This window comes from Dactylosporangium sp. CA-139114 (genome assembly GCF_050955725.1).
Lineage (GTDB): Bacteria > Actinomycetota > Actinomycetes > Mycobacteriales > Micromonosporaceae > Dactylosporangium.
Map to the genome: position 1 here is coordinate 10108083 of NZ_CP192080.1, position 20392 is coordinate 10128474.

A 20392-nucleotide genomic window follows, 5' to 3' on the forward strand; every position below is an offset into this window, starting at 1 on the left:
GCACACCCTCCCCTGGTCCCGGCTAGCCGGCCCGCACCGTGAGCGTCTTCTTGTCGTCGGACAGGTCGACCAGCACCCGGTCCCCGTCCCGGATCTCGCCGCCCAGGAGGGCCTTGGCGAGCTGGTCACCGATCGACGTCTGGATCTGGCGGCGCAGGGGGCGGGCCCCGTACACCGAGTCATACCCAAGACTGGCCAGCCAGTCACGTGCCGCGTCGGAGACGTCGAGCGTGAGCCTACGGTCGGCCAGCCGGCGGCCGAGCGCATTGAGCTGGATCTCCACGATGGCCCGCAGATCGGTCGGCGACAATGCGTTGAACACCACCATGTCGTCCAGCCGGTTCACGAACTCCGGCTTGAAGTGGCCCCGCACGGCGGCGATGACCGCGTCGCGGCGCTGCTCGGGCAGGAGCGTCGGGTCGTCGGCGAGCACCTCCGAGCCGAGGTTCGAGGTCAGGATCAGGATCGTGTTGCGGAAGTCGACCGTGCGGCCCTGCCCGTCGGTGAGCCGGCCGTCGTCGAGCACGGCCAGCAGCACGTCGAACACGTCGGGGTGGGCCTTCTCCACCTCGTCGAGGAGCACGACGGTGTACGGCCGCCGGCGCACCGCCTCGGTGAGCTGGCCGCCCTCCTCGTAGCCGACGTAGCCGGGCGGGGCGCCGACGAGCCGGGCGACGTTGTGCTTCTCGCTGTACTCGCTCATGTCGATGCGCACCATCGCGCGCTCGTCGTCGAAGAGGAACTCCGCGAGCGCCTTGGCCAGCTCGGTCTTGCCGACGCCGGTCGGGCCCAGGAACAGGAAGCCGCCGGTGGGGCGATCGGGATCGGCGACGCCGGCCCGGGCGCGGCGCACCGCGTCGGAGACGGCCTGGATCGCCGCGTCCTGCCCGATGACCCGGCTGCGCAGCGAGTCCTCCATGCGCAGCAGCTTGGCGGTCTCGCCCTCCATGAGCCGGCCGGCCGGGATGCCCGTCCAGGAGGCGACCACGGCGGCGATGTCGTCCGCGGAGACCTCCTCCTTGAGCATCGCGCCCGCGGACTGCAGGGCGACGAGCTCGCTCTCGGCCTGCTGCAGATCTCGCAGCAGGCCCGGGATCACGGCGTAGCGCAGCTCGGAGACCTTCTCCAGGTCGTTGTCGCGCTCGGCCCGCTCGGCCTCGAGCCGCAGCTGCTCCAGCTGCTCCTTGGTGTTGGAGATCTTCTGGATGTGCGCCTTCTCGTTCTGCCAGCGGTCGGTGAGCGCGCTGAGCGACTCGCGACGGTCGGCGAGCTCGGCCCGCAGCCGCTGGAGCCGCTCGGCCGAGGCCTGGTCGGGCTCCTTGGCCAGCGCCATCTCCTCGATCTCGAGGCGGCGCACGCTGCGCTCGACCTCGTCCACCTCGGTCGGGCGCGAGTCGATCTCCATGCGCAGCCGGGAGGCCGCCTCGTCGACGAGGTCGATGGCCTTGTCCGGCAGGAAGCGGTCGGTGATGTACCGATCCGACAGCGCGGCCGCGGCGACCAGCGCCGCGTCGGTGATCCGCACGCCGTGGTGGACCTCGTAGCGCTCCTTGAGCCCGCGCAGGATGCCGATGGTGTCCTCGATCGTGGGCTCGCCGACCACGACGGGCTGGAAGCGCCGCTCGAGGGCCGGGTCCTTCTCGATGTGCTCGCGGTACTCGTCCAGCGTCGTCGCGCCGACCATCCGCAGCTCGCCGCGGGCCAGCATCGGCTTGAGCATGTTGCCGGCGTCCATCGAGCCCTCGCCCTTGCCGGCGCCGACGACCGTGTGCAGCTCGTCGAGGAACGTGATGACCTGCCCGTTGGAGCCCTTGATCTCCTCGAGCACGGACTTGAGCCGCTCCTCGAACTGCCCGCGATACTGCGCGCCGGCCACCATCGCGCCCAGGTCGAGGCTGACCAGGCGCTTGTCCCGCAGCGACTCGGGCACGTCGCCGGCCACGATGCGCTGGGCGAGGCCCTCGACGATCGCGGTCTTGCCGACGCCGGGCTCGCCGATGAGCACGGGGTTGTTCTTGGTGCGCCGGGACAGCACCTGGATCACCCGGCGGATCTCGGCGTCACGGCCGATCACCGGGTCGATCTTGCCGTCCCGGGCGGACTGGGTGAGGTCGACGCCGTATTTCTCCAACGCCTGGAAGGTCTGCTCCGGATCGGCCGAGGTCACCTTGCGATCGCCCCCGCGGATCTGCGGGAACGCCGCGACCAGGGTCTGCTCGGTCGCCCCGGCGTCCTTGAGCAGCGTCGCGACCTGTCCACCGACGCGGGCGAGGCCCGCCAGCAGGTGCTCGGTCGAGGTGTACTCGTCGCCGAGCGGGCGCGCGATCTGCTCGGCCGCCGCGATCGCGTTGGCGAACTCGCGGGCGACGTTGGGCTCCACGACGCTCGAGCCGCGGGCGCTGGGCAGCCTTTCGACGGCGTGCAAGGCGGCACGGCGCACGTCGGCCGGGTTGGCCCCGACGGCGCGCAGCAGGCCGGCGGCGGTCGATCCGCCCGTGTCCAGCAGCGCCAGGAGCAGGTGCCAGGGTTCAACGGTCGCGTGTCCGCGCTGGCTCGCCGCGTCCACGGCGGCCTTGATGACCTCGCGACTCTTGGTGGTCAGGCGTTCGGCGTTCATCGTTTGCTCGCAGACTCCTCGGTCCAGTGCGTCCTACAGGAGGTACGACACTCAGGAGGTTGAGTCTATTCCACTCAACTCTGATTTGCCGAGCGTCACGGGACTATCGCGCCGAGACCCCCACGTGCACCCAGTCACATCCCTGGTCGCCGACGGTGCAGAGCCAGACGTCGCCGGACTGCTGGGCGGGGTACCCCAGAATCGTCGTGGCATCGATGCGCCGCAGCCGGAAGATCAGCCGGGCTTCCGTGTCGCGCACCCGCTGCCGCTCGTCGACGAGCCACACGCCCTGCCCGCTGGCGACGAGCAGCCGATGGCCGGGCAGCACCTCGGCGCTGAAGACCTGGGTGACCTCGCGCATCGCGGTCGACTCGCTCCAGGCCGCGGCCGTGGACGAGTTCGAGGCCGAGCCCGCCACCATGCGGGCCGCGAACTGGGGGCCGACCAGCCACACGTCCCGCCCGTCGGGCGAGACGTACGGCCGGACGACGGCATCGGCCTGCGGCGCGAGCGTGCTGCCCTGCGCCTTCCAGGTGTGCCCGTGGTCGGAGCTGCTCCAGACGCTGACCGTGGTGCCCCCGGCGGGCGAGGAGCCGGCCGCGCCGCCGGGCGAGCGGGCGGTCAGCCAGAGCGTGCCGTCGGCGGCCGCGGCGAGGCCGGTCCATTCGTGCTGGCCGGACGGGCGGGCCGGCAGCGGGGCCCGGCTGCCGTCGTCGCCCACCACCCACGGCTGGGCGTCGGCGCAGCCGTTCGCGGCGGGGTCCTGGCAGCCGACCGAGTACTGCTGGTCGGCGAGGTTGAGCTCGACCGGCGGCGGGGTGAGCGGGCGGCGCTCGAAGGTGCGGCCGGTGTCGCGGGAGATGAAGTACCCGTCCGGGGCCGCCTTGAGGATCAGCACGTTGCCGCGGCCGAGGCGCATGTCGATGTCGAGGGCGTCGTTGAACGGCAGGTCGCGCGCCACCCAGCTGGCGCCGCCGTCGAGGGTGAGCGCGAGCCCGGCCTTGCACGTGGTCCCGGCCACGCACGAGGTGAACAGCGCATAGCCGGTGCCGGCGTCGGCGAACTCGACGCCGCGGGGCGAGGTGCCCTTCGGCACCGGCACGACGGTCTGCCGGTCCTTGGGATCGGTGCTCGGGTAGGCGGTGGGCACGTCCTCGTAGGAGACGTCCCCGTCCGGGGTCTGCTCCGCCTGCGGGGTGCTGTTCGGCGCGCACGAGCCCGCGCTCAACGTCGTGACCAGGGCGGCGGCGAGCGCGAGGACCAGGACGGGGCGGCGTCTCACCAGCGCCAGCGCCAGAACCTGCGCTGGTAGCGCACCCGCACGCTGCTGCTGCGCACCTCGCCGCCGATGCGGAAGACGATCCCGGAGCCCGCCGGGTCGTAGGCGGCGGGCACCTTCTGCTTGAGCGAGCTCGAGTGCGGCGCGATGCTGTCGATGTCGGCGGTCGCCCCGCGCGGCAGCACCAGCTCGATCGAGCTGGACCGGGCCTCGAGCCGCACCTCGACCAGCTGGGAGCTGAACTGGGCCTCGGTGAAGTCGAGCTTGACCGATCCGGCCCGCGTGCTGATGAGCAGCTTCCGCGGCACCGTCCAGCGCCCGACCCGCTTGAGGTTGGAGGACCGGTTGCGGATCTCCTGCTGCTCCGGGGCGGCGATCGGGCCCTTCTGCGGCAGGTCCCCGACATACGGCTCGATCTCGCCGACCGTGCGGGACCGCAGCACGCCGTCGACGCGCTCCTCGAACTCGGCGAGCGTCAGCCGGCCCTCGGACACGGCGGTGTTGAGCTGAGCGACCACGAGCTCCCGCTCGGCGTCGGAGATGCGCATGTCCGGCCGGTCCTGGCTCACGACGACACTGTAGACCTCAGCGGGATTGAAAGTCTCTAGGCTCAGCTGAGGCGCCGGGGCTGGCGCACCAGGCCGCCCTCGCACCAGTCGTGGTACTCGAAGAGGTCGGGGCGGGCCAGGAGCATGCGCGCGTTGTGCGCCCACGTGCCGAGCAGCTCGTCGCCGTTGCTCTCGGCCTGCTCGACGAACTTCTTCAGCCGCCGCTTCGGGTGGGCGCGGAAGTGCGTGCGGATGCCGTCGGCGGCGTAGATGTAGAGGCAGTGCAGGGCGAAGCGGCGCGCCGGGCAGCCCGGGTCCATGGCCAGCTCGAAGAGGGTGCCGATCAGCCGGTCGCCGGCGACCAGCAGGTCCCAGTCGGGCGGCATCGTCGACAGCAGCGACGCGTCGGGGTGGTAGGCCCAGGCGCGCAGCTCCGCCGGGGTTGGGTCGACCGGGTTCTCGAAGCCCCGGAATCCCGCCTCTGTCACGCTCACCGTCAGCTCCCGTGGCCAGCGGGTTACAACAACCGTCAGGGGGTCCTTGGTTTGGCGACAACTTAGCCCGCCACCAGGTCGCATGGGAAGGGGGGAAGCGATCGCTTACCGACGGTGAACCCGCATATATCCGGATTTGTCACCCTTTCGTGGACCAAAATACGAGGGGCGCCTCGCAAATCGCGAGACGCCCCTCGAGGTGACCACACCCCTTGCGCTTGCCGCTCCGGTCAGCCTCCGGAACGACCGCACCATTCCCTGATCCAGTGGTGCCCCTGCCGCGCGCGGGCCAAACGTCCGTCAGGAACTCTTGGCCGGGCGCCACACCACGAGCGCGGTCGGGTGCTGGTTGGACGGCACGAGATCGCGCCGCGGGAAGCCCGCCGCCTCGATCTGGGCCAGCCGCGTGCGCGTGCGCACGAGCTCGGCCTCGAGCTCGGCCACCCGCTGCCGCAGGTCGCCGACCATGCCCTCAAGCTCGATGATCCGCTTGATGCCGGCGAGGTTGACGCCCTCCTCCTGGCTGAGCCGCTGCACCTCGCGGAGCAGCGCGACGTCGCGCTCGCTGTAGCGGCGTCCGCCGCCGGCCGTCCGGCCCGGCTGCACCAGGCCCATGCGGTCGTACTGCCGCAGGGTCTGCGGGTGCATCCCGGCCTGCCGCGCCGCGATCGAGATGATCAGGACCTTGGCGTCGGAGACCGCCTCGAAGCTGAAGAAGACCTCGCTGTGGATGTCTTCGTCATCGCTCATAACTACTGCGCTCCCGTGCGATCGCGTCGAGCCGCTCACGAGGAGCCGGCGGCGCCGCGGCCGCATAGTCGGACAGAGCCTGCCGCGCCTTCTCAGACAGCTCGGCCGGCACGTGGACATCGATGGTGACCAGCAGGTCACCGACGTTGCCGTCGCGCCGGGCAACGCCCTTGCCGCGCACCCGCAGCGTCCGCCCGCTCGGCGTGCCCGGGGGCACTCGCAGCGTGACGGCCGCGTCGAGCGTCGGCACGCGCAGATCGGCCCCGAGAGCCGCCTCCGCGAACGTCACCGGCACCGTCAGCGTCAGGTCGTCACCGCTGCGGCCGAAGACCGGGTCGGGACGGACCTTGATGAGCACGAACAGGTCGCCGGGCGACCCGCCCCGCGCCCCCGGCTCGCCCCGGCCGGCCAGCCGGATGCGCTGGCCGTCGGAGACGCCCGCCGGGATGCGCACGTTGATCGTGCGGGTCTTGGTGACCCCGCCGGTCCCGTGGCACTCGGGGCACTTCTCGTCGACGATGGTGCCCACGCCCTGGCATTCGCGGCAGGGCTCGGTGAAGCTGAACGAGCCCTGGTTGCTGCTCACGACGCCGAGGCCGCGGCACTTCGGGCACGTCCGGGGGGACGAGCCGGGGGCCGCGCCGTTGCCGTGGCAGGTCTCGCAGGTGCCGGGCGTGCGCAGGGTGATCGGCAGCGTCGCGCCCTGCACCGCGTCGACGAAGTTGAGCACGACCTCAGTCTCGACGTCCCGGCCCCGGCTGCGCCGTCCGGTCGCGGGAGCGGCGCCGCCACCGGAGAAGATCGAGCTGAACAGGTCCGAGAAGCCCGCGCCGCCGAAGCGCCGGTCCCCGCCCGCCCCCGCGGGGCCGGCGCCGCCACCGGCGGCCGACCCCGCGTTGCCGAACAGGTCGGAGAAGTCGAACCCGGGCCCGCCCGCGCCCGCCGGGCCACCGGCCCGGGCGTTGCGGCGGAACTGCCCGGCGCCGAACAGCGACCGCATCTCGTCGTACTCTTTGCGCCGCGCCGGGTCGGAGAGCACGTCATAGGCCTCCGACACCGCCTTGAACCGCTCCTCGGCCGCCGCGTTGTTCGGATTCCGGTCGGGGTGCAACTCCCGCGCGAGCTTCCGGTACGCCTTCTTGATCTCGTCGGTGGGAGCGGATTTGGTGACGCCCAGAACCGCGTAGAAATCCTTTTCCAACCAGTCCTTCGAACTCATTGCGCCACCTCCTCCAGGCGTTCGTCTACTCCGGGTCGGCGACCGCGACCAGTGCCGGTCGCAGCAGCCGCTCGCCGAGGAGGTAGCCGCGCCGCATCACGTCGATGCAGGTCGGCTCGGCCACCTCGGCCGAGGTCAGATGGGCCACCGCCTCGTGGCGGGTGGGGTCGAACGGGTCGCCCTTGGCCCCGAAGACGGTCAGCCCGAACTTGGTCAGCGCGGCGGTGAGCTGCTCCGCCACTGCCCCGAACGGCCCGACCAGGTCGCCGTGATCGCGCGCCCGGTCGAGGTCGTCGAGCACCGGCAGCAGCGCGCCGAGCACGTTGGCGCTCGCCTGCTCGACCACCAGCGCCCGGTCGCGGTCGACCCGCTTGCGGTAGTTGGCGTATTCCGCGGTGACCCGCTGCAGGTCACGCGTGCGCTCGTCGAGATCGGTGCGAAGCGCCGCCAGCTCCGCGCCCAGCCCGTGCTGGTGCGCGTCGTCGGTGGTGCCCTGCGCCGCCGCCTGGTTCGGCCCCTCGGCGGGGGCGTGCACCGTGAACTCCTCGTCCACGATCTCGCCCTCCACCGGCTTCTTCTCCTCCGGCTCCTCCGCGGCTCCCGCCGTGACGGTCTCGTCGACCGTCACGGCGTCGGCCTCTGGCGCCTCCGGCGCGGCCGGCTTCTTGGCATCCGTCACTTCTTGTTGTCCTCGTCGATGATCTCGGCGTCCACGACGTCATCGGGCCCGTTGCCGCCCGCGGCACCCGTGGCACCGGCCCCGCCGGGCGCGTCACCCGCGCCGGAGGCGTCACCGGCGGCCTGCTGGCGCTGCTGCTCGTACAGCGCGCTGCCGGCCTGCTGCGAGACCTGGGCGAGCTTCTCGTGCGCCGCCTTGATCCGCTCGGTGTCGTTGCCGCCGAGCGCGCTGCGCAGGTCGCCCAGCGCCTCGTTCATCTGCTCGCGGGACTCCGCGGGGATCTTGTCGCCGCTCTCGGCCAGGAACTTCTCGGTCTGCCACTGCAGAGCCTCGGCCAGGTTGCGGGTCTCGGCCTCCTCGCGGCGGCGCTTGTCCTCGTCGGCGTGGTCCTGCGCGTCGCGCATCATCCGCTCGATGTCGTCCTTCGGCAGCGCCGAGCCGCCGGTGATCGTCATCGACTGCTCCTTGCCCGTGCCCAGGTCCTTCGCGGACACGTGCACGATGCCGTTGGCGTCAATGTCGAAGGTGACCTCGATCTGCGGCACGCCACGCGGCGCCGGCGGGATGCCGGTCAGCTCGAAGGTGCCGAGGCGCTTGTTGTACGCCGCCATCTCCCGCTCGCCCTGGAAGACCTGGATGAGCACGGAGGGCTGGTTGTCGTCCGCGGTCGTGTAGACCTCGGAGCGCTTGGTCGGGATGGTCGTGTTGCGCTCGACCAGCTTGTGCATGATGCCGCCCTTGGTCTCGATGCCCAGCGACAGCGGGGTGACATCGAGCAGCAGGACGTCCTTGACCTCGCCCTTGAGCACGCCGGCCTGCAGGGCGGCGCCGACGGCGACGACCTCGTCCGGGTTGACGCCCTTGTTGGGCTCCTTGCCGGTGAGCTGCTTGACCAGGTCGGTCACGGCCGGCATACGGGTCGAGCCGCCGACGAGGATGACGTGGTCGAGCGTGGAGACGTTGATCCCGGCGTCCTTGATCGCCGACTCGAACGGCACCTTGGTCCGGTCGAGCAGGTCCTGCGTCATCCGCTGGAACTCCGAGCGCGACAGCTGGGTGTCCAGGTGCAGCGGGCCGTCGGGGCCTGCGGTGATGTAGGGCAGGTTGATCGACGTCGTGGTGGCCGCGGAGAGCTCGATCTTGGCCTTCTCGGCCGCCTCGCGCAGCCGCTGCATGGCCATCTTGTCGGCCGACAGGTCGATGCCGTGCTGGCCGCGGAAGGTCTTGACCAGGTGGTCGATCACGCGCTCGTCCCAGTCGTCGCCACCGAGGTGGTTGTCGCCGGAGGTCGACTTGACCTCCACGACGCCCTCGGCGAGCTCCAGGACGGAGACGTCGAAGGTGCCGCCGCCGAGGTCGAAGACCAGGACGGTCTGCTCCTTCGAGCCCTTGTCCAGGCCGTAGGCGAGGGCCGCGGCGGTGGGCTCGTTGACGATCCGCAGCACGTTGAACCCGGCGATCTCGCCGGCCTCCTTGGTCGCGGTGCGCTGCGCGTCGTTGAAGTATGCCGGCACGGTGATGACCGCGTCGGTGATCTGCTCGCCCAGGTAGGCCTCGGCGTCGCGCTTGAGCTTCATCAGGACCCGCGCGGAGATCTCCTGCGGGGTGTACTTCTTGCCGTCGATGTCGATGGCCCAGTTGGTGCCCATCTCACGCTTGACGGAGCGGATGGTCCGGTCCGGGTTGGTGACGGCCTGCCGCTTGGCGACCTCACCGACGAGCACCTCACCGTTGCGGGCGAAGGCGACGATCGACGGCGTCGTGCGCGCACCTTCGGCGTTGGCGATGACGCTGGGCTCGCCGCCCTCCAGGACACTGACCACCGAGTTGGTGGTTCCGAGGTCGATGCCGACCGCACGTGCCATAGCTGCTTGACCTCCATGGGGCAGTCGGCGGCGACCACCGGCTGCGAAGTTGAGTGACTGTCACTCAATAGTGCCACGAGTCGCTCGATCGTCAAGTGGAACCTTGAGTCCGCTTGACGCAACTCCGGCGGGGCCCGGGTGATTCCCGTGTGTCGTCGCGCTGGGTGGCATCGATGCTCACGGCCATTGCATGGCGCTGACGAGCCACATCATGGACGATTTACCCGTGACCACACAGGGCGAGTCGGTGTCCGCCCGGTCGACGGGCCCGGCCCTTTCGTCGGATGACCCATCGTCCGGTCGCCCACCGCGTCCGCGTGACGGCGGCGACACCCCCGGTGACGTGCTGCGCGAGCGGCTGACCGAGCTGCGCGACACGGTCCGGGTGACCCGGTTCACACTGCCGCTGCCCAGCGCCGAGCGGGCCGGCACCGTGGCCAGGAGCATGGTCGCCCAGCTCGACGACTACCTGCTGCCCCGCCTCGAGCGCCTCGACGCCCCGCTGCTCGTGGTCGTCGGCGGCTCCACCGGCGCCGGCAAGTCCACGCTGGTCAACAGCCTGGTGCGGACCCCGGTCAGCCCGGCCGGGGTGCTGCGCCCGACCACCCGCGCCCCGGTCCTGGTCTGCCACCCGGCCGACATGTCGTGGTTCTCCCGCGCCAACCTGCTGCCCACGCTGACCCGCACCAGCGGCCCGAACGCCGACCACCGCTCGCTGCAGGTCGTCTCGGCCCAGGCGCTGACCCCCGGGCTCGCCCTGCTCGACGCGCCCGACATCGACTCGGTCGTCGACGCCAACCGGCAGCTCGCCGGGCAGCTGCTCGCCGCGGCCGACCTCTGGCTCTTCGTCACCACCGCGGCCCGCTACGCCGATGCCGTGCCCTGGACCCTGCTGCGCACCGCGCGCAACCGGGGCACCGCCGTCGCGCTGGTGCTCGACCGGGTGCCCGGCGGCGCAGCCGCGGACGAGATCGCCCCGCACCTGACCGAGATGCTGCGCGAGCAGGACCTGGGCGGGGTGCCGCTCTTCGTCCTGCCCGAGACCCGCCTCGACAGCCAGGGCCTGCTCGGCGAGGCGCAGATCGGCCCGCTGCACGACTGGCTGAGCCGGCTCGCCCGCGACGCCGAGGCCCGCGCGGCCGTGGTGCGCCAGACCGTCGGCGGGGCCATCGACGCGCTCACCGTCGACGTGGTGATCCTCGCGGCCGCGGCCGAGGACCAGGTCGCGACGGCCAGGACGCTGAGCGAGGCGGTGCATGTCGCCTACCGGGCCGCCACGGAGTCGGTCGAGCACGGCATCCACGACGGCGCGCTGCTGCGCGGCGAGGTGCTGGCCCGCTGGCAGGAGCTCGTCGGCACCGGCGACATCATGCGCGCGCTGCAGGCCCGGGTCGGCAAGCTGCGCGACCGCGCGGTGGCCGCGATCACCGGGCGACCGGCGCCGGGGGAGCGGTTCCAGCAGGCCCTCAGCTCGGGGCTCGCGGTGCTGCTCAAGGCGGCCGCCACCGATGCCGCCGAGGGGGCCGGGGCCGCGTGGAAGGCGCACCCGGCCGGGGCCGCGCTGCTCGACGCCGCACCGGGTCTCGTGCGCCCCTCCGAGGACCTCGACGAGCGCATCGACCGGCTCGTGCGCGACTGGCAGCGCTCGGTGCTGGAGCTGGTCCGCACCGAGGCCGGCGACAAGCGGGTGGTCGCCAAGGCCAGCGCCTACGCCGTCAACGCGACCGGCCTGCTGGTGATGGTCAGCGTCTTCGCCGCGACGGCGTTCATCCCGACCGGGGCCGAGATCGCGGTCGCCGGCGGCACCACGATCGCGGCCCAGAAGGTGCTCGAGGCGATCTTCGGCGACCAGGCCGTACGCTCGCTGGCCGAACGCGCCCGGCAGAGCCTCGCCGAGCGGGTCGCGGCCCTCTTCGCCGCCGAGGCCGACCGCTTCACCAGCGCGCTGACCGGCGCCGGCATCGACGAGGAGCTCTCACCCCGGCTGCGCGCGCTGAGCACGGCCATCCACAACGCCCGGCCGGAGGTGGACCGGACATGAACCCGAACGACCTCGTCCGGCCCGGCTCCACCGCGGCCATCCACGACGCCCGGCCGGAGGTCGACAGATAATGAGCCTGGTCGAGCGGGTGAAGCAGATGGTGCCGCGGCAGCCGGTGAACGCGGACCGGCTCGTCACGCGGGTCGAGGCGCTGCACCGGTTCATCGGCGCGGCCGAGGGCCACGTGCCGGAGGACCAGCTCGTCGCGGCCCGCACCGTGATCGACCGCTCCGGCGAGCGGCTGCGGCTCTCCCGCGCCCACACCGTCGTCGCGCTGGCCGGTGCGACCGGGAGCGGCAAGTCGAGCCTGTTCAACGCGGTCTCCGGGTTCCAGTTGTCGCGGGTCGGGGTACGCCGCCCGACCACCGGCGTCGCCCACGCCTGCGTGTGGGGCCAGGCCGGCGCCGGCCCGCTGCTCGACTGGCTCGGCGTGCCTCCGAACCGGCGGTTCACCCGCGAGAGCGCGCTGGACGGCGACGACCAGGCGGCCCTGCGCGGGCTCGTCCTGCTCGACCTGCCCGACTTCGACTCGGTGCAGGAGCGCCACCGGCTCGAGGTCGACCGCCTCCTGCGCCTGGTCGACCTGGTGGTCTGGGTGCTCGACCCGCAGAAGTACGCCGACCGCGTCGTCCACCAGCAGTATCTCGCCCAGTTCCAGCGCCACCGCGACGTGACCGTGGTCGTGCTGAACCAGGCCGACCGGCTCACCCGGCCCGACTCCGAGCGTCTGATCGCCGACCTTCGCCGGCTGCTGGACAACGACGGCCTCGGCGGCGTGCCCGTCTTCGCGACCTCGGCCAAGGGCCAGCCCGGCCTGGATCCGCTGCGCGTCGCGCTGGAGCGCACGGTCGCCGCCCGCCAGGCCGCGCTGCTGCGCCTCAACGGCGACGTCACCGACGCGGTCGCCGCCCTGCAGCCACTGGTCGTCTCCGGGGCCAAGGTCTCCTCGGGTGTACCGCCGCAGACCGTCGACCGCCTCGCCGCCGCGCTCGCCGACGCCGCCGGCGCCCCGATCGTGGCCGCGGCGACCGAGCGCACCTACAAGCACCGGGCCGCCGCCTCCCTGGGCTGGCCGCTGCTGCGCTGGGCCCGCCGGATGCGCCCCGACCCTCTCAAGCGGCTGCACCTGGAGCCCGGGGCCGTCGAGCGACCCGAGGCCACCTCGCTGCCCGACTCCACCGCCGCGCAGAAGGCCGCGGTCACGCTGGCCGCCCGCGAGGTCGCCGCGAGCGCGGCCGAGGGGCTGCCGGAGCCGTGGCCGACCGCGATCACCGCCGCGTCGCGCTCGCGGGTCGACGACGTGCCCGACGCGCTCGACGTCGCCGTGGCCTCCGCCGACCTCGGCCTGGCCCGCCGGCCGGCCTGGTGGCGGCTGGTCGGCGCGCTGCAGTGGCTCGGCGCCGCCGTCGCCTTCACGGGGCTGGTCTGGCTCGCCGTGCGGGCCGTGTTCGCCCTGCTCGGCCTGCCCAACGTGAGCGGGCCCACGGTCGGCGCCGCAGTGCCGGTGGCCACCGTGCTGCTCGGCGGCGGGCTGCTCTTCGGTCTGCTGCTGGCGGTCGTCGTACGCCCCTTCACCGCCATCGCCGCCCGCCGCGCCCGGGCCCGGGCCGAGCGCCGGATGCGCAACGCCATCGCCGGCGTCGCCCGCACCCACATCGTGGCTCCGGTGGAGGAGGTGCTGCGCTCGTACGATGACGCGCGTGACGCCCTTGCCGCCGCCGCGTAGCCTCCTCCGACCGGTCCGCCGGCTCGGCTTCACCGCCCTCGGCCTGCTCAATCTCGTCTGGGGCGCCTGGGCGGTCGCGGCCCCGCGCCACTTCTTCGCCACGTTCCCGGGCTTCGGGCTGCACTGGACGGCGTCCTACCCGCCGTTCAACCAGCACCTGACCGTCGACCTGGGCGCCACCATGCTCACCCTCGCCACGCTGTTCCTCGGCGCCGCGATCGCCGACCAGCCCGCGGTCAGCTGGATCGCCGGCATCGCCACGGCGGTCTTCGGCACCCTGCACTTCGGCTACCACGCCCTGCACGCCGGGCACATGGGCACCGCCGACCGGGTGCTGAGCCTGCTGAGCCTGATCGGTGGAGCCGTGGTGCCACCGGCCCTTGCCGCGACCCATCGTCTGGAAAGGTCCGAGTAATGGACCTGCAGTACCTGCGGGAGCACCCGGCCCAGCTGCCCGTCTTCATCAAGCACCAGCGCATCCGCGAGACGCCGGTGCCGGGCGGCTCCATCTGCGTCGCCCAGCGGCTGACCCTGGACGACGGCGGTTCGCTCTTCGCCAAGTCGCTCGCCGACCCGCCGCCGGGCTTCTTCGCCGCCGAGGCCGCGGGCCTGCGCTGGCTGCGGGAGGCGGGCGCCGCCCCGGTGCCCGAGATCATCGCCGAGCTGCCGGACCTGCTGGCCCTGGAGTGGATCGACCACGGCGAGGCCACGCGGCGGGGCGCCGAGGAGCTCGGGCGCGGGCTGGCCGGGCTGCACCGGGCGGGCGCCGACGCGTTCGGGGCGCCCTGGCCCGGCTACATCGGCACGCTCCCGTTGCCCAACGAGCCCTCGCCCGGCCCGTGGGGGCCGTGGTTCGCCGAGCACCGCCTGCGCCCCTTCCTGGAGGCGTCCACCGGCGCGCTCACCGGCGCCGACGTCGCCGCGGCCGAGCGGGTGCTGGCGAACATCGCGGACTACGGCGGCGACGAGCCCCCGTCGCGCATCCACGGCGACCTGTGGCCGGGCAACGTGCTGTGGGACCACACCGGCCGGGGCTGGCTGGTCGACCCGGCCGCGCACGGCGGGCACCGCGAGACCGACCTGGCGCTGCTGGGGATGTGGGGCGGGGTGCCGCACCACGATCGGCTCGTCGCGGCCTACCGGGAGGCGTATCCGCTGGCGGACGGGTGGCAGGAGCGAGTACCGCTGCATCGTCTGTATCTGATGCTCGTGCACACCGCGCTCTTCGGGGCGGCGTACGGGGAGTCGGTTCGGGCGCTGCTTCGGGCGCTCTGAACCGGGTACCGTTCGACGCATGACCGAATCGGAGCACGGGCCACCCGGGGCCGGCCTGGCCGACCGGTTCGGGCGCGTCGCGACCGATTTGCGGGTATCGCTGACCGACCGGTGCAACCTGCGCTGCACGTACTGCATGCCCGCCGAGGGCCTCGACTGGCTGCCGAACCCGTCGCTGCTCACCGACGCCGAGGTCGTCCGGCTCATCGACGTGGCCGTGCGCCGCCTCGGCGTGACCGAGGTGCGCTTCACCGGCGGCGAGCCGCTCCTGCGCCGCGGGCTGGCCGAGATCGTCCGCGCGGTCGCCGCGCTGCCCAGCCGCCCGCGCACGATGCTGACCACGAACGGCATCGGCCTCGCCCGCCTCGCCGGGCCCCTGGCCGCGGCCGGGCTGGACCGGGTCAACGTCTCGCTCGACACCACCGACCCGGCGCGGTTCAAGGCGATCACCCGCCGCGACCGCCACGCCGACGTGGTCGCCGGGCTCGCCGCGGCCGCCGCGGCCGGGCTGCTGCCGGTGAAGATGAACGCGGTGCTGCTGCGCGGGCTCAACGACGACGAGGCCGTGCCCCTGCTGCGCTTCGCCCTCGAGCACGGCTACGAGCTGCGGTTCATCGAGCAGATGCCGCTGGACGCCGGGCACACCTGGCGCCGCGAGGAGATGGTCACCGGCGCCGAGATCCTCGCGCGGCTGCGCGCGGCGTTCACGCTCACGCCCGATCCGGACACGCGCGGCGGGGCGCCCGCGGAGACCTGGGTCGTGGCCGGGCACACCGCGGTCGGCGGGGGACCGGCCCGGGTCGGCGTGATCGCCAGCGTGTCGAGCCCGTTCTGCGGCGCCTGCGACCGGACCCGCCTCACGGCCGACGGCGCGATCCGCTCCTGCCTGTTCAGCCAGGACGAGACCGACCTGCGCGGCGCGCTGCGGGCCGGGGCCGGCGACGACGAGCTCGCCGAGCTCTGGCGCAAGGCGATGTGGGCCAAGCCGGCCGGCCACGGCATCAACGACCCCAGGTTCCTGCAGCCCGCGCGGCCCATGTCTGCCATCGGAGGATGACCCAGTTGCTGCTCGTCCGCTACTTCGCGGGGGCCCGCGCGGCCGCCGGCGTGCCCGAGGAGAAGGTCGAGGCCACGACGCTGACCGATCTCGTCGCGGCCGTGACCGCCGGCCGTCCGCGCCTGGCCGGCGTGGTCACCGCCTGCTCCTTCCTGGTCGACGGCACCGCCTGGCGGGACCGGGACGCGGCGCTGCCCGCGGCCGCGACGGTCGACGTGCTGCCCCCGTTCGCGGGCGGGTGAGCCGGTGATCGCCGTCCTGCTCGTGGTGGTGCTCCTCGTTGTCGGGGGCATCCACTGGTACCTCTGGAAACGCCTCGTCAGGGACACCACCCGCACGCGCCGGGCCCGCGTCGTCGGCTCGGTCGTCGTGGTGCTGCTGGCCCTGGTGATCCCGGCGACCCTGGCGCTGTCGCGCACCCTGCCGCACTCGCGCCAGGCGATCGTGGCCTGGCCCGGGTTCCTCTGGCTCGCGGTGATGTTCTACCTGCTGGTCACGCTGCTGATCCTGGAGATCCCGCGCTCGGTGATCCTTCTGTGGCAGCGCCGCTCCGCACCGCCGTCGACCCCCCAGGCGGCACCGACGGACGTTTCGGACGAGGATCCGTCCTTCGCCGCCGAGGCGCCGCCGAAGCCGGTTGCGCAGGAGCCGGGGTTCGACGCGAGCCGGCGCCTGCTGCTGGGCCGGTCGCTCGCCGCCACCGCGGGCGTGCTGTCCGCGAGCGCCGTGGGCATCGGGGTGTACCAGGCCATGAGCGCCCCGAATCTCAAGCGCGTCCCGATCCGGCTGGCCAAGCTGCCCGCGAGCATGAACGGCTTCCGCATCGCGGTGGTGTCCGACATCCATCTCGGCCCGCTGCTGGGCCGCCCGCACACCGAGCGCATCGTGCGGATGATCAACTCGGTGGACGCGGACCTCGTCGCCGTCGTCGGAGACCTCGTGGACGGCAGCGTCGCCGAGCTCGGCGAGGCCGCCGAGCCGCTGCAGGACCTGCGCGGCAAGCACGGCAGCTTCTTCGTGACCGGCAACCACGAGTACTTCTCCGGCTACCAGGAGTGGGTCGACGAGGTGAACTCGCTCGGCGTCCGCGTCCTGCGCAACGAGCGCGTCGACGTGCTCGGGCTCGACCTCGCCGGGGTGAACGACCTCAGCGGCGAGGACGTCGGCGACGGCCCCGACTTCGGCAAGGCGCTCGACGGGCGGGACACGAGCCGGCCCGTGGTGCTGCTCGCCCACCAGCCGATCCAGGCCCACGACGCGGCCCGCCACGGCGTCGACCTGCAGCTGTCCGGGCACACCCACGGCGGCCAGATGGTGCCGTTCAACCTGCTCGTGGGCCTCCAGCAGCCGGTCGTGGCCGGCCTCGGCACGGTCGACGGCACCCAGGTCTACGTCACCCGCGGGGCCGGCTTCTGGGGCCCGCCGGTCCGCTTCGGCGCGCCGCCGGATATCTCGATCATCGAGCTGCACGGCGCGTAGCCGGAAACGCGTGGGGCGCCTGTGACAGGATGCAGCGTGCCTTCGAACGTCGCCTCCGACTCGTTCGTCGCGGACCTGCACATCCACTCGCGGTACTCCCGGGCGTGCAGTCGCGACCTCAGCATCGAGACGCTCACCTGGTGGGCGCGGCGCAAGGGCATCACGCTGCTCGGCACCGGCGACTTCACCCACCCGGCCTGGTTCGACCACCTGCGCGAGGCGCTGGTCCCCGCCGAGCCGGGCCTCTACCGGTTGCACCCGGACCGCGAGGCCGACATCCTGCGCCGGCTGCCGGGCCGCCTCGGCGTGGCCGACTCCGCCGTGCGGTTCATGCTGTCGGTCGAGATCTCCACGATCTACAAGCGCGGCGACCGTACGCGCAAGGTCCACCACCTGATCTACCAGCCCGACTTCGACGCGGTCGAGCGGTTCAACACCGCGCTCGGGCGCATCGGCAACCTGGGCTCGGACGGCCGCCCGATCCTCGGCCTGGACTCCCGCGACCTGCTGGAGATCACCCTCGAGGCGAGCCCGGACGGCTTCCTGGTGCCGGCCCACATCTGGACGCCCTGGTTCTCCGCGCTCGGCTCCAAGTCCGGCTTCGACGCGATCGCCGACTGCTACGCCGACCTCGCCGAGCACATCTTCGCGGTCGAGACCGGGCTGTCCTCCGACCCCGAGATGAATTGGCGGGTGTCGTCGCTGGACAGGTACCGGCTGGTGTCGAACTCCGACGCGCACTCGGCGCCGGCGCTCGCCCGCGAGGCCACGGTGCTCGACGGCGACCTGTCCTACCTCGGCGTGCGCGACATGCTGCGGACCGGTCAGGGGCTGGTCGGCACGCTCGAGTTCTTCCCGGAGGAGGGCAAGTATCACGCCGACGGCCACCGCGCCTGCGACGTGAACTGGCCGCCCGCCCGCACCCGCGAGGCCCAGGGCCGCTGCCCGGAGTGCGGCAAGCCGCTCACCGTCGGCGTGCTGCACCGGGTCGAGGAGCTCGCGGACCGGCCCGAGGGCTACACGCCGCCGGGCGCGCCGGGGGTCACCCACCTCATCCAGCTGCACGAGATCCTCGGCGAGATCAACGGGGTCGGGCCGAAGTCGAAGACCGTCGACGAGAAGCTCAACGCGCTGGTCGCCGAGCTCGGGCCGGAGCTGTCGATCCTGCGCTCGGTGCCGGTCGAGGACATCGCGCGGGCCGGCGGCGAGCTGCTCGGCGAGGGCATCGCGCGGCTGCGGCGCGGGCAGGTGCGGCGGACGCCGGGGTTCGACGGGGAGTACGGCGTCATCAAGCTCTTCGACCCCTCCGAGCTGCGCGGGAACGCGCACGAGGATGTGCTGTTCGACGTGCCGATGCCGGTCGTGCCCAAGCAGCGCAAGGCGGAGCCGGCCGCAAAGGCCCAGCCGAAGAGGCGCCGGGCCGCCCCCGCCGAGGCCCCGCCGCCGCCCCCGCCGATCTCCGCGCCGCCCTCGCCGCACGAGCCCCTCGAGCCGATGCTCGCCGGGATGGAGGAGGTCGGGACCGGGCTGCTCGACCGGCTCGACGCGCTGCAGCGGGTCGCGGCCTCGGCGCCCGGCGGCCCGCTGCTCATCGTGGCCGGCCCCGGCACGGGCAAGACCCGCACGCTGACCCACCGGGTCGCGTACCTCTGCGCCGAGCTGGGCGTGTATCCGGAGGAGTGCCTGGCGATCACGTTCACCCGCCGAGCCGCCGAGGAGCTGCGCGAGCGCCTGGAGGGGCTGCTCGGGCCGGTCACCGAGGCGGTGACGGTCTCCACGTTCCACTCGCTGGGCCTGTCGGTGCTGCGCGAGAACGCGGCCGCGGCCGGGCTCACGCCGCAGTTCCGCATCGCCGAGGAGGCCGACCTGCTGGCCGCGCTCGAGCCGCTGGGCGAGCGGGAGGCGCGCAAGGCGCTCAACGCGATGGAGCCCGCCACGCGGGAGACGCTGGCCAAGGCGCTGCGGGCGAAGAACCTGGTGTCGCTGGACGAGCTGCTCACGCTCACCGTGCAGCTGCTGCGGGAGACGCCGGCGCTGGCCGAGCGGTATCGGGCGCGCTGGCGGTGGATCTTCGTGGACGAGTACCAGGACGTCGATCCGGTGCAGTACGAGCTGCTGCGGCTGCTCTGCCCGCCCGGCGGCAACCTGTGCGCGATCGGCGACCCGGACCAGGCGATCTACTCGTTCCGCGGCGCCGAGGTCTCCTTCTTCCTGCGCTTCACCGGCGACTTCTCCACGTCCGAGGTCGACGCCCGGGTGGTCCGGCTGACCCGCAACTACCGCTCCTCGGCGCCGATCCTGGCCGCCGCGGTGCAGGCGATCGCCCCGACCACGCTGGTGCCGGGCCGCCGGCTCGACCCGGCCCGCCTGGACCTCGAGGCGCCGGTCGTCGGGCTGTACCCGGCCACCTCGGTCGCCGACGAGGCGGACTTCGTCGTGCGTACCGTCGACGAGCTGGTCGGCGGCCTGTCGCACCGCTCGCACGACAACCGCGTCGACTCCCGGGTCACCGTGGGCGCGATGTCGTTCTCGGACATCGCCGTGCTGTACCGCACCGACTCCCAGGCCGCCCCGATCGTGGACGCGCTCAGCCGGGCCGGTGTCCCCGTGCAGAAGCGCTCGCACGACCGGCTCCTGGACCGCCCCGGCGTCGCCGCCATCGCCCGCGAGCTGCGCTTCGCCGAAGGCCTCGGCGGCTCGATCGCGGCCCGGGTCCGCCTCGCCGGCCAGGTCGTCGCCGGCCGCTGCGGCACGCTGGACAGCGACCTGATGACGCTGAGCGAGGCCGACGTGTGGAACGCGGTCGACCTGATGACCCCGCTCGCGCTGCGGGCCCGCGACGACCTCGAGGAGTTCCTCGGCGCGCTGGCCACCGGGGCCGAGGTGGACGGCTGGGACCCGCGCGCCGACCGGGTGAACCTGCTGACCCTGCACGCCTCGAAGGGCCTCGAGTTCCCGGTCGTGTTCCTGGTCGGCGTCGAGGACGGCCTGCTGCCCCTGCGGCCCTACGCCGGCGCTCAGCAGACCCACGACGACGTCGCGGAGGAGCGCCGGCTGTTCTTCGTCGGGCTCACCCGCGCCCAGGATCGGCTCTTCGTGTCCCACAGCCGCACCCGTTTCCGCTTTGGATCCGAGCGCGACATGTCCCCGTCGCCATTCCTGTCGGTCATCGACCCGGGCCTGCTCGAACGGCGTGGCCCCGCGGCTCCCCGCAAGCCCAAAGATCGACAGTTGCGCCTGATCTGAACCACTTTTGGCGCGAATCCGTGAGGCCAAGGGGGTGAGTGAGGGCGCTACCGTAGCTGCATTGACGCCGATAGGCTCAGCAAGCCGACCACCGGCCGCAGGACGACCAGGAGGACA

Annotated in this window: 16 protein-coding genes; 8 read left to right on the forward strand and 8 right to left on the reverse strand. The window is 72.9% G+C overall.

The annotated features are described in order from the left end of the window. Positions 1-22: 22 nt before the first annotated feature. From clpB to dnaK, 8 genes are all read right to left on the reverse strand, one after another. Positions 23-2617 (reverse strand): ATP-dependent chaperone ClpB, encoded by a 2595-nt coding sequence (gene clpB, locus ACQP2P_RS45610; protein ID WP_433611885.1) that lies wholly within the window; start codon positions 2615-2617, stop codon positions 23-25. A 103-nt stretch (positions 2618-2720) separates the two neighbouring features. Next, positions 2721-3899, reverse strand: coding sequence for a hypothetical protein (locus ACQP2P_RS45615; RefSeq protein ID WP_433611887.1), 1179 nt, complete (start codon positions 3897-3899; stop codon positions 2721-2723). Beyond that, positions 3896-4465 (reverse strand): DUF1707 SHOCT-like domain-containing protein, encoded by a 570-nt coding sequence (locus ACQP2P_RS45620; protein WP_433611888.1) that lies wholly within the window; start codon positions 4463-4465, stop codon positions 3896-3898. Before ACQP2P_RS45620 ends, ACQP2P_RS45615 begins: the two co-directional genes overlap by 4 nt. Positions 4466-4506: 41 nt before the next feature. Continuing rightward, positions 4507-4938 (reverse strand): hypothetical protein, encoded by a 432-nt coding sequence (locus ACQP2P_RS45625; RefSeq protein ID WP_433081770.1) that lies wholly within the window; start codon positions 4936-4938, stop codon positions 4507-4509. 300 nt (positions 4939-5238) lie between these two features. Next, positions 5239-5688, reverse strand: a complete 450-nt coding sequence (locus tag ACQP2P_RS45630; protein ID WP_433611891.1) for a heat shock protein transcriptional repressor HspR — start codon at positions 5686-5688, stop codon at positions 5239-5241. Next, positions 5678-6907, reverse strand: a complete 1230-nt coding sequence (gene dnaJ / locus ACQP2P_RS45635) for a molecular chaperone DnaJ (RefSeq protein ID WP_433611893.1) — start codon at positions 6905-6907, stop codon at positions 5678-5680. The genes ACQP2P_RS45630 and dnaJ overlap by 11 nt, the downstream gene beginning before the upstream one ends. A gap of 25 nt (positions 6908-6932) precedes the next feature. Further along, a complete protein-coding gene (grpE, locus tag ACQP2P_RS45640) occupies positions 6933-7586 on the reverse strand; it encodes a nucleotide exchange factor GrpE (protein WP_433611895.1) in 654 nt (217 codons plus the stop codon). Next, positions 7583-9451 (reverse strand): molecular chaperone DnaK, encoded by a 1869-nt coding sequence (gene dnaK / locus ACQP2P_RS45645; RefSeq protein ID WP_433611897.1) that lies wholly within the window; start codon positions 9449-9451, stop codon positions 7583-7585. Before dnaK ends, grpE begins: the two co-directional genes overlap by 4 nt. A 226-nt stretch (positions 9452-9677) precedes the next feature. Between dnaK and ACQP2P_RS45650 the strand changes: the two genes are divergently transcribed. The 8 genes from ACQP2P_RS45650 (at position 9678) to ACQP2P_RS45685 (ending at position 20275) form a co-directional block, all read left to right on the forward strand. Continuing rightward, positions 9678-11492, forward strand: coding sequence for an ABC transporter (locus ACQP2P_RS45650; RefSeq protein ID WP_433611899.1), 1815 nt, complete (start codon positions 9678-9680; stop codon positions 11490-11492). A 70-nt stretch (positions 11493-11562) separates the two neighbouring features. Then, positions 11563-13218, forward strand: coding sequence for a GTPase (locus tag ACQP2P_RS45655; RefSeq protein WP_433611901.1), 1656 nt, complete (start codon positions 11563-11565; stop codon positions 13216-13218). Further along, complete coding sequence (locus tag ACQP2P_RS45660) at positions 13193-13633, forward strand: hypothetical protein (RefSeq protein ID WP_433611903.1); 441 nt, start codon at positions 13193-13195, stop codon at positions 13631-13633. The genes ACQP2P_RS45655 and ACQP2P_RS45660 overlap by 26 nt, the downstream gene beginning before the upstream one ends. After that, a complete protein-coding gene (locus tag ACQP2P_RS45665; RefSeq protein WP_433611904.1) occupies positions 13633-14493 on the forward strand; it encodes a fructosamine kinase family protein in 861 nt (286 codons plus the stop codon). The genes ACQP2P_RS45660 and ACQP2P_RS45665 overlap by 1 nt, the downstream gene beginning before the upstream one ends. Before the next feature lie 19 nt (positions 14494-14512). Then, entirely contained in the window at positions 14513-15550 is a 1038-nt protein-coding gene (moaA, locus tag ACQP2P_RS45670) for a GTP 3',8-cyclase MoaA (RefSeq protein WP_433611906.1), read from the forward strand. After that, positions 15547-15792 (forward strand): MoaD/ThiS family protein, encoded by a 246-nt coding sequence (locus ACQP2P_RS45675; RefSeq protein ID WP_433611908.1) that lies wholly within the window; start codon positions 15547-15549, stop codon positions 15790-15792. Before moaA ends, ACQP2P_RS45675 begins: the two co-directional genes overlap by 4 nt. Positions 15793-15796: 4 nt before the next feature. Beyond that, the gene (locus ACQP2P_RS45680; protein ID WP_433611910.1) at positions 15797-17029 is read left to right on the forward strand and encodes a metallophosphoesterase; all 1233 of its coding nucleotides are present in this window, start codon (positions 15797-15799) and stop codon (positions 17027-17029) included. A 21-nt stretch (positions 17030-17050) separates the two neighbouring features. Beyond that, positions 17051-20275: a UvrD-helicase domain-containing protein gene (locus tag ACQP2P_RS45685; protein WP_433611912.1), complete on the forward strand. Its 3225-nt coding sequence runs from the start codon at positions 17051-17053 to the stop codon at positions 20273-20275. The last annotated feature ends 117 nt before the right edge of the window (positions 20276-20392 follow it).

Coding starts and splice junctions, on each gene's coding strand:
- clpB (WP_433611885.1), bottom strand. CDS start 2,617: ATGAACGCCGAACGCCTGACCACCAAGAGTCGCGAGGTCATCAAGGCC.
- ACQP2P_RS45630 (WP_433611891.1), bottom strand. CDS start 5,688: ATGAGCGATGACGAAGACATCCACAGCGAGGTCTTCTTCAGCTTCGAG.
- dnaJ (WP_433611893.1), bottom strand. CDS start 6,907: ATGAGTTCGAAGGACTGGTTGGAAAAGGATTTCTACGCGGTTCTGGGC.
- dnaK (WP_433611897.1), bottom strand. CDS start 9,451: ATGGCACGTGCGGTCGGCATCGACCTCGGAACCACCAACTCGGTGGTC.
- ACQP2P_RS45655 (WP_433611901.1), top strand. CDS start 11,563: ATGAGCCTGGTCGAGCGGGTGAAGCAGATGGTGCCGCGGCAGCCGGTG.
- ACQP2P_RS45665 (WP_433611904.1), top strand. CDS start 13,633: ATGGACCTGCAGTACCTGCGGGAGCACCCGGCCCAGCTGCCCGTCTTC.
- moaA (WP_433611906.1), top strand. CDS start 14,513: ATGACCGAATCGGAGCACGGGCCACCCGGGGCCGGCCTGGCCGACCGG.
- ACQP2P_RS45675 (WP_433611908.1), top strand. CDS start 15,547: ATGACCCAGTTGCTGCTCGTCCGCTACTTCGCGGGGGCCCGCGCGGCC.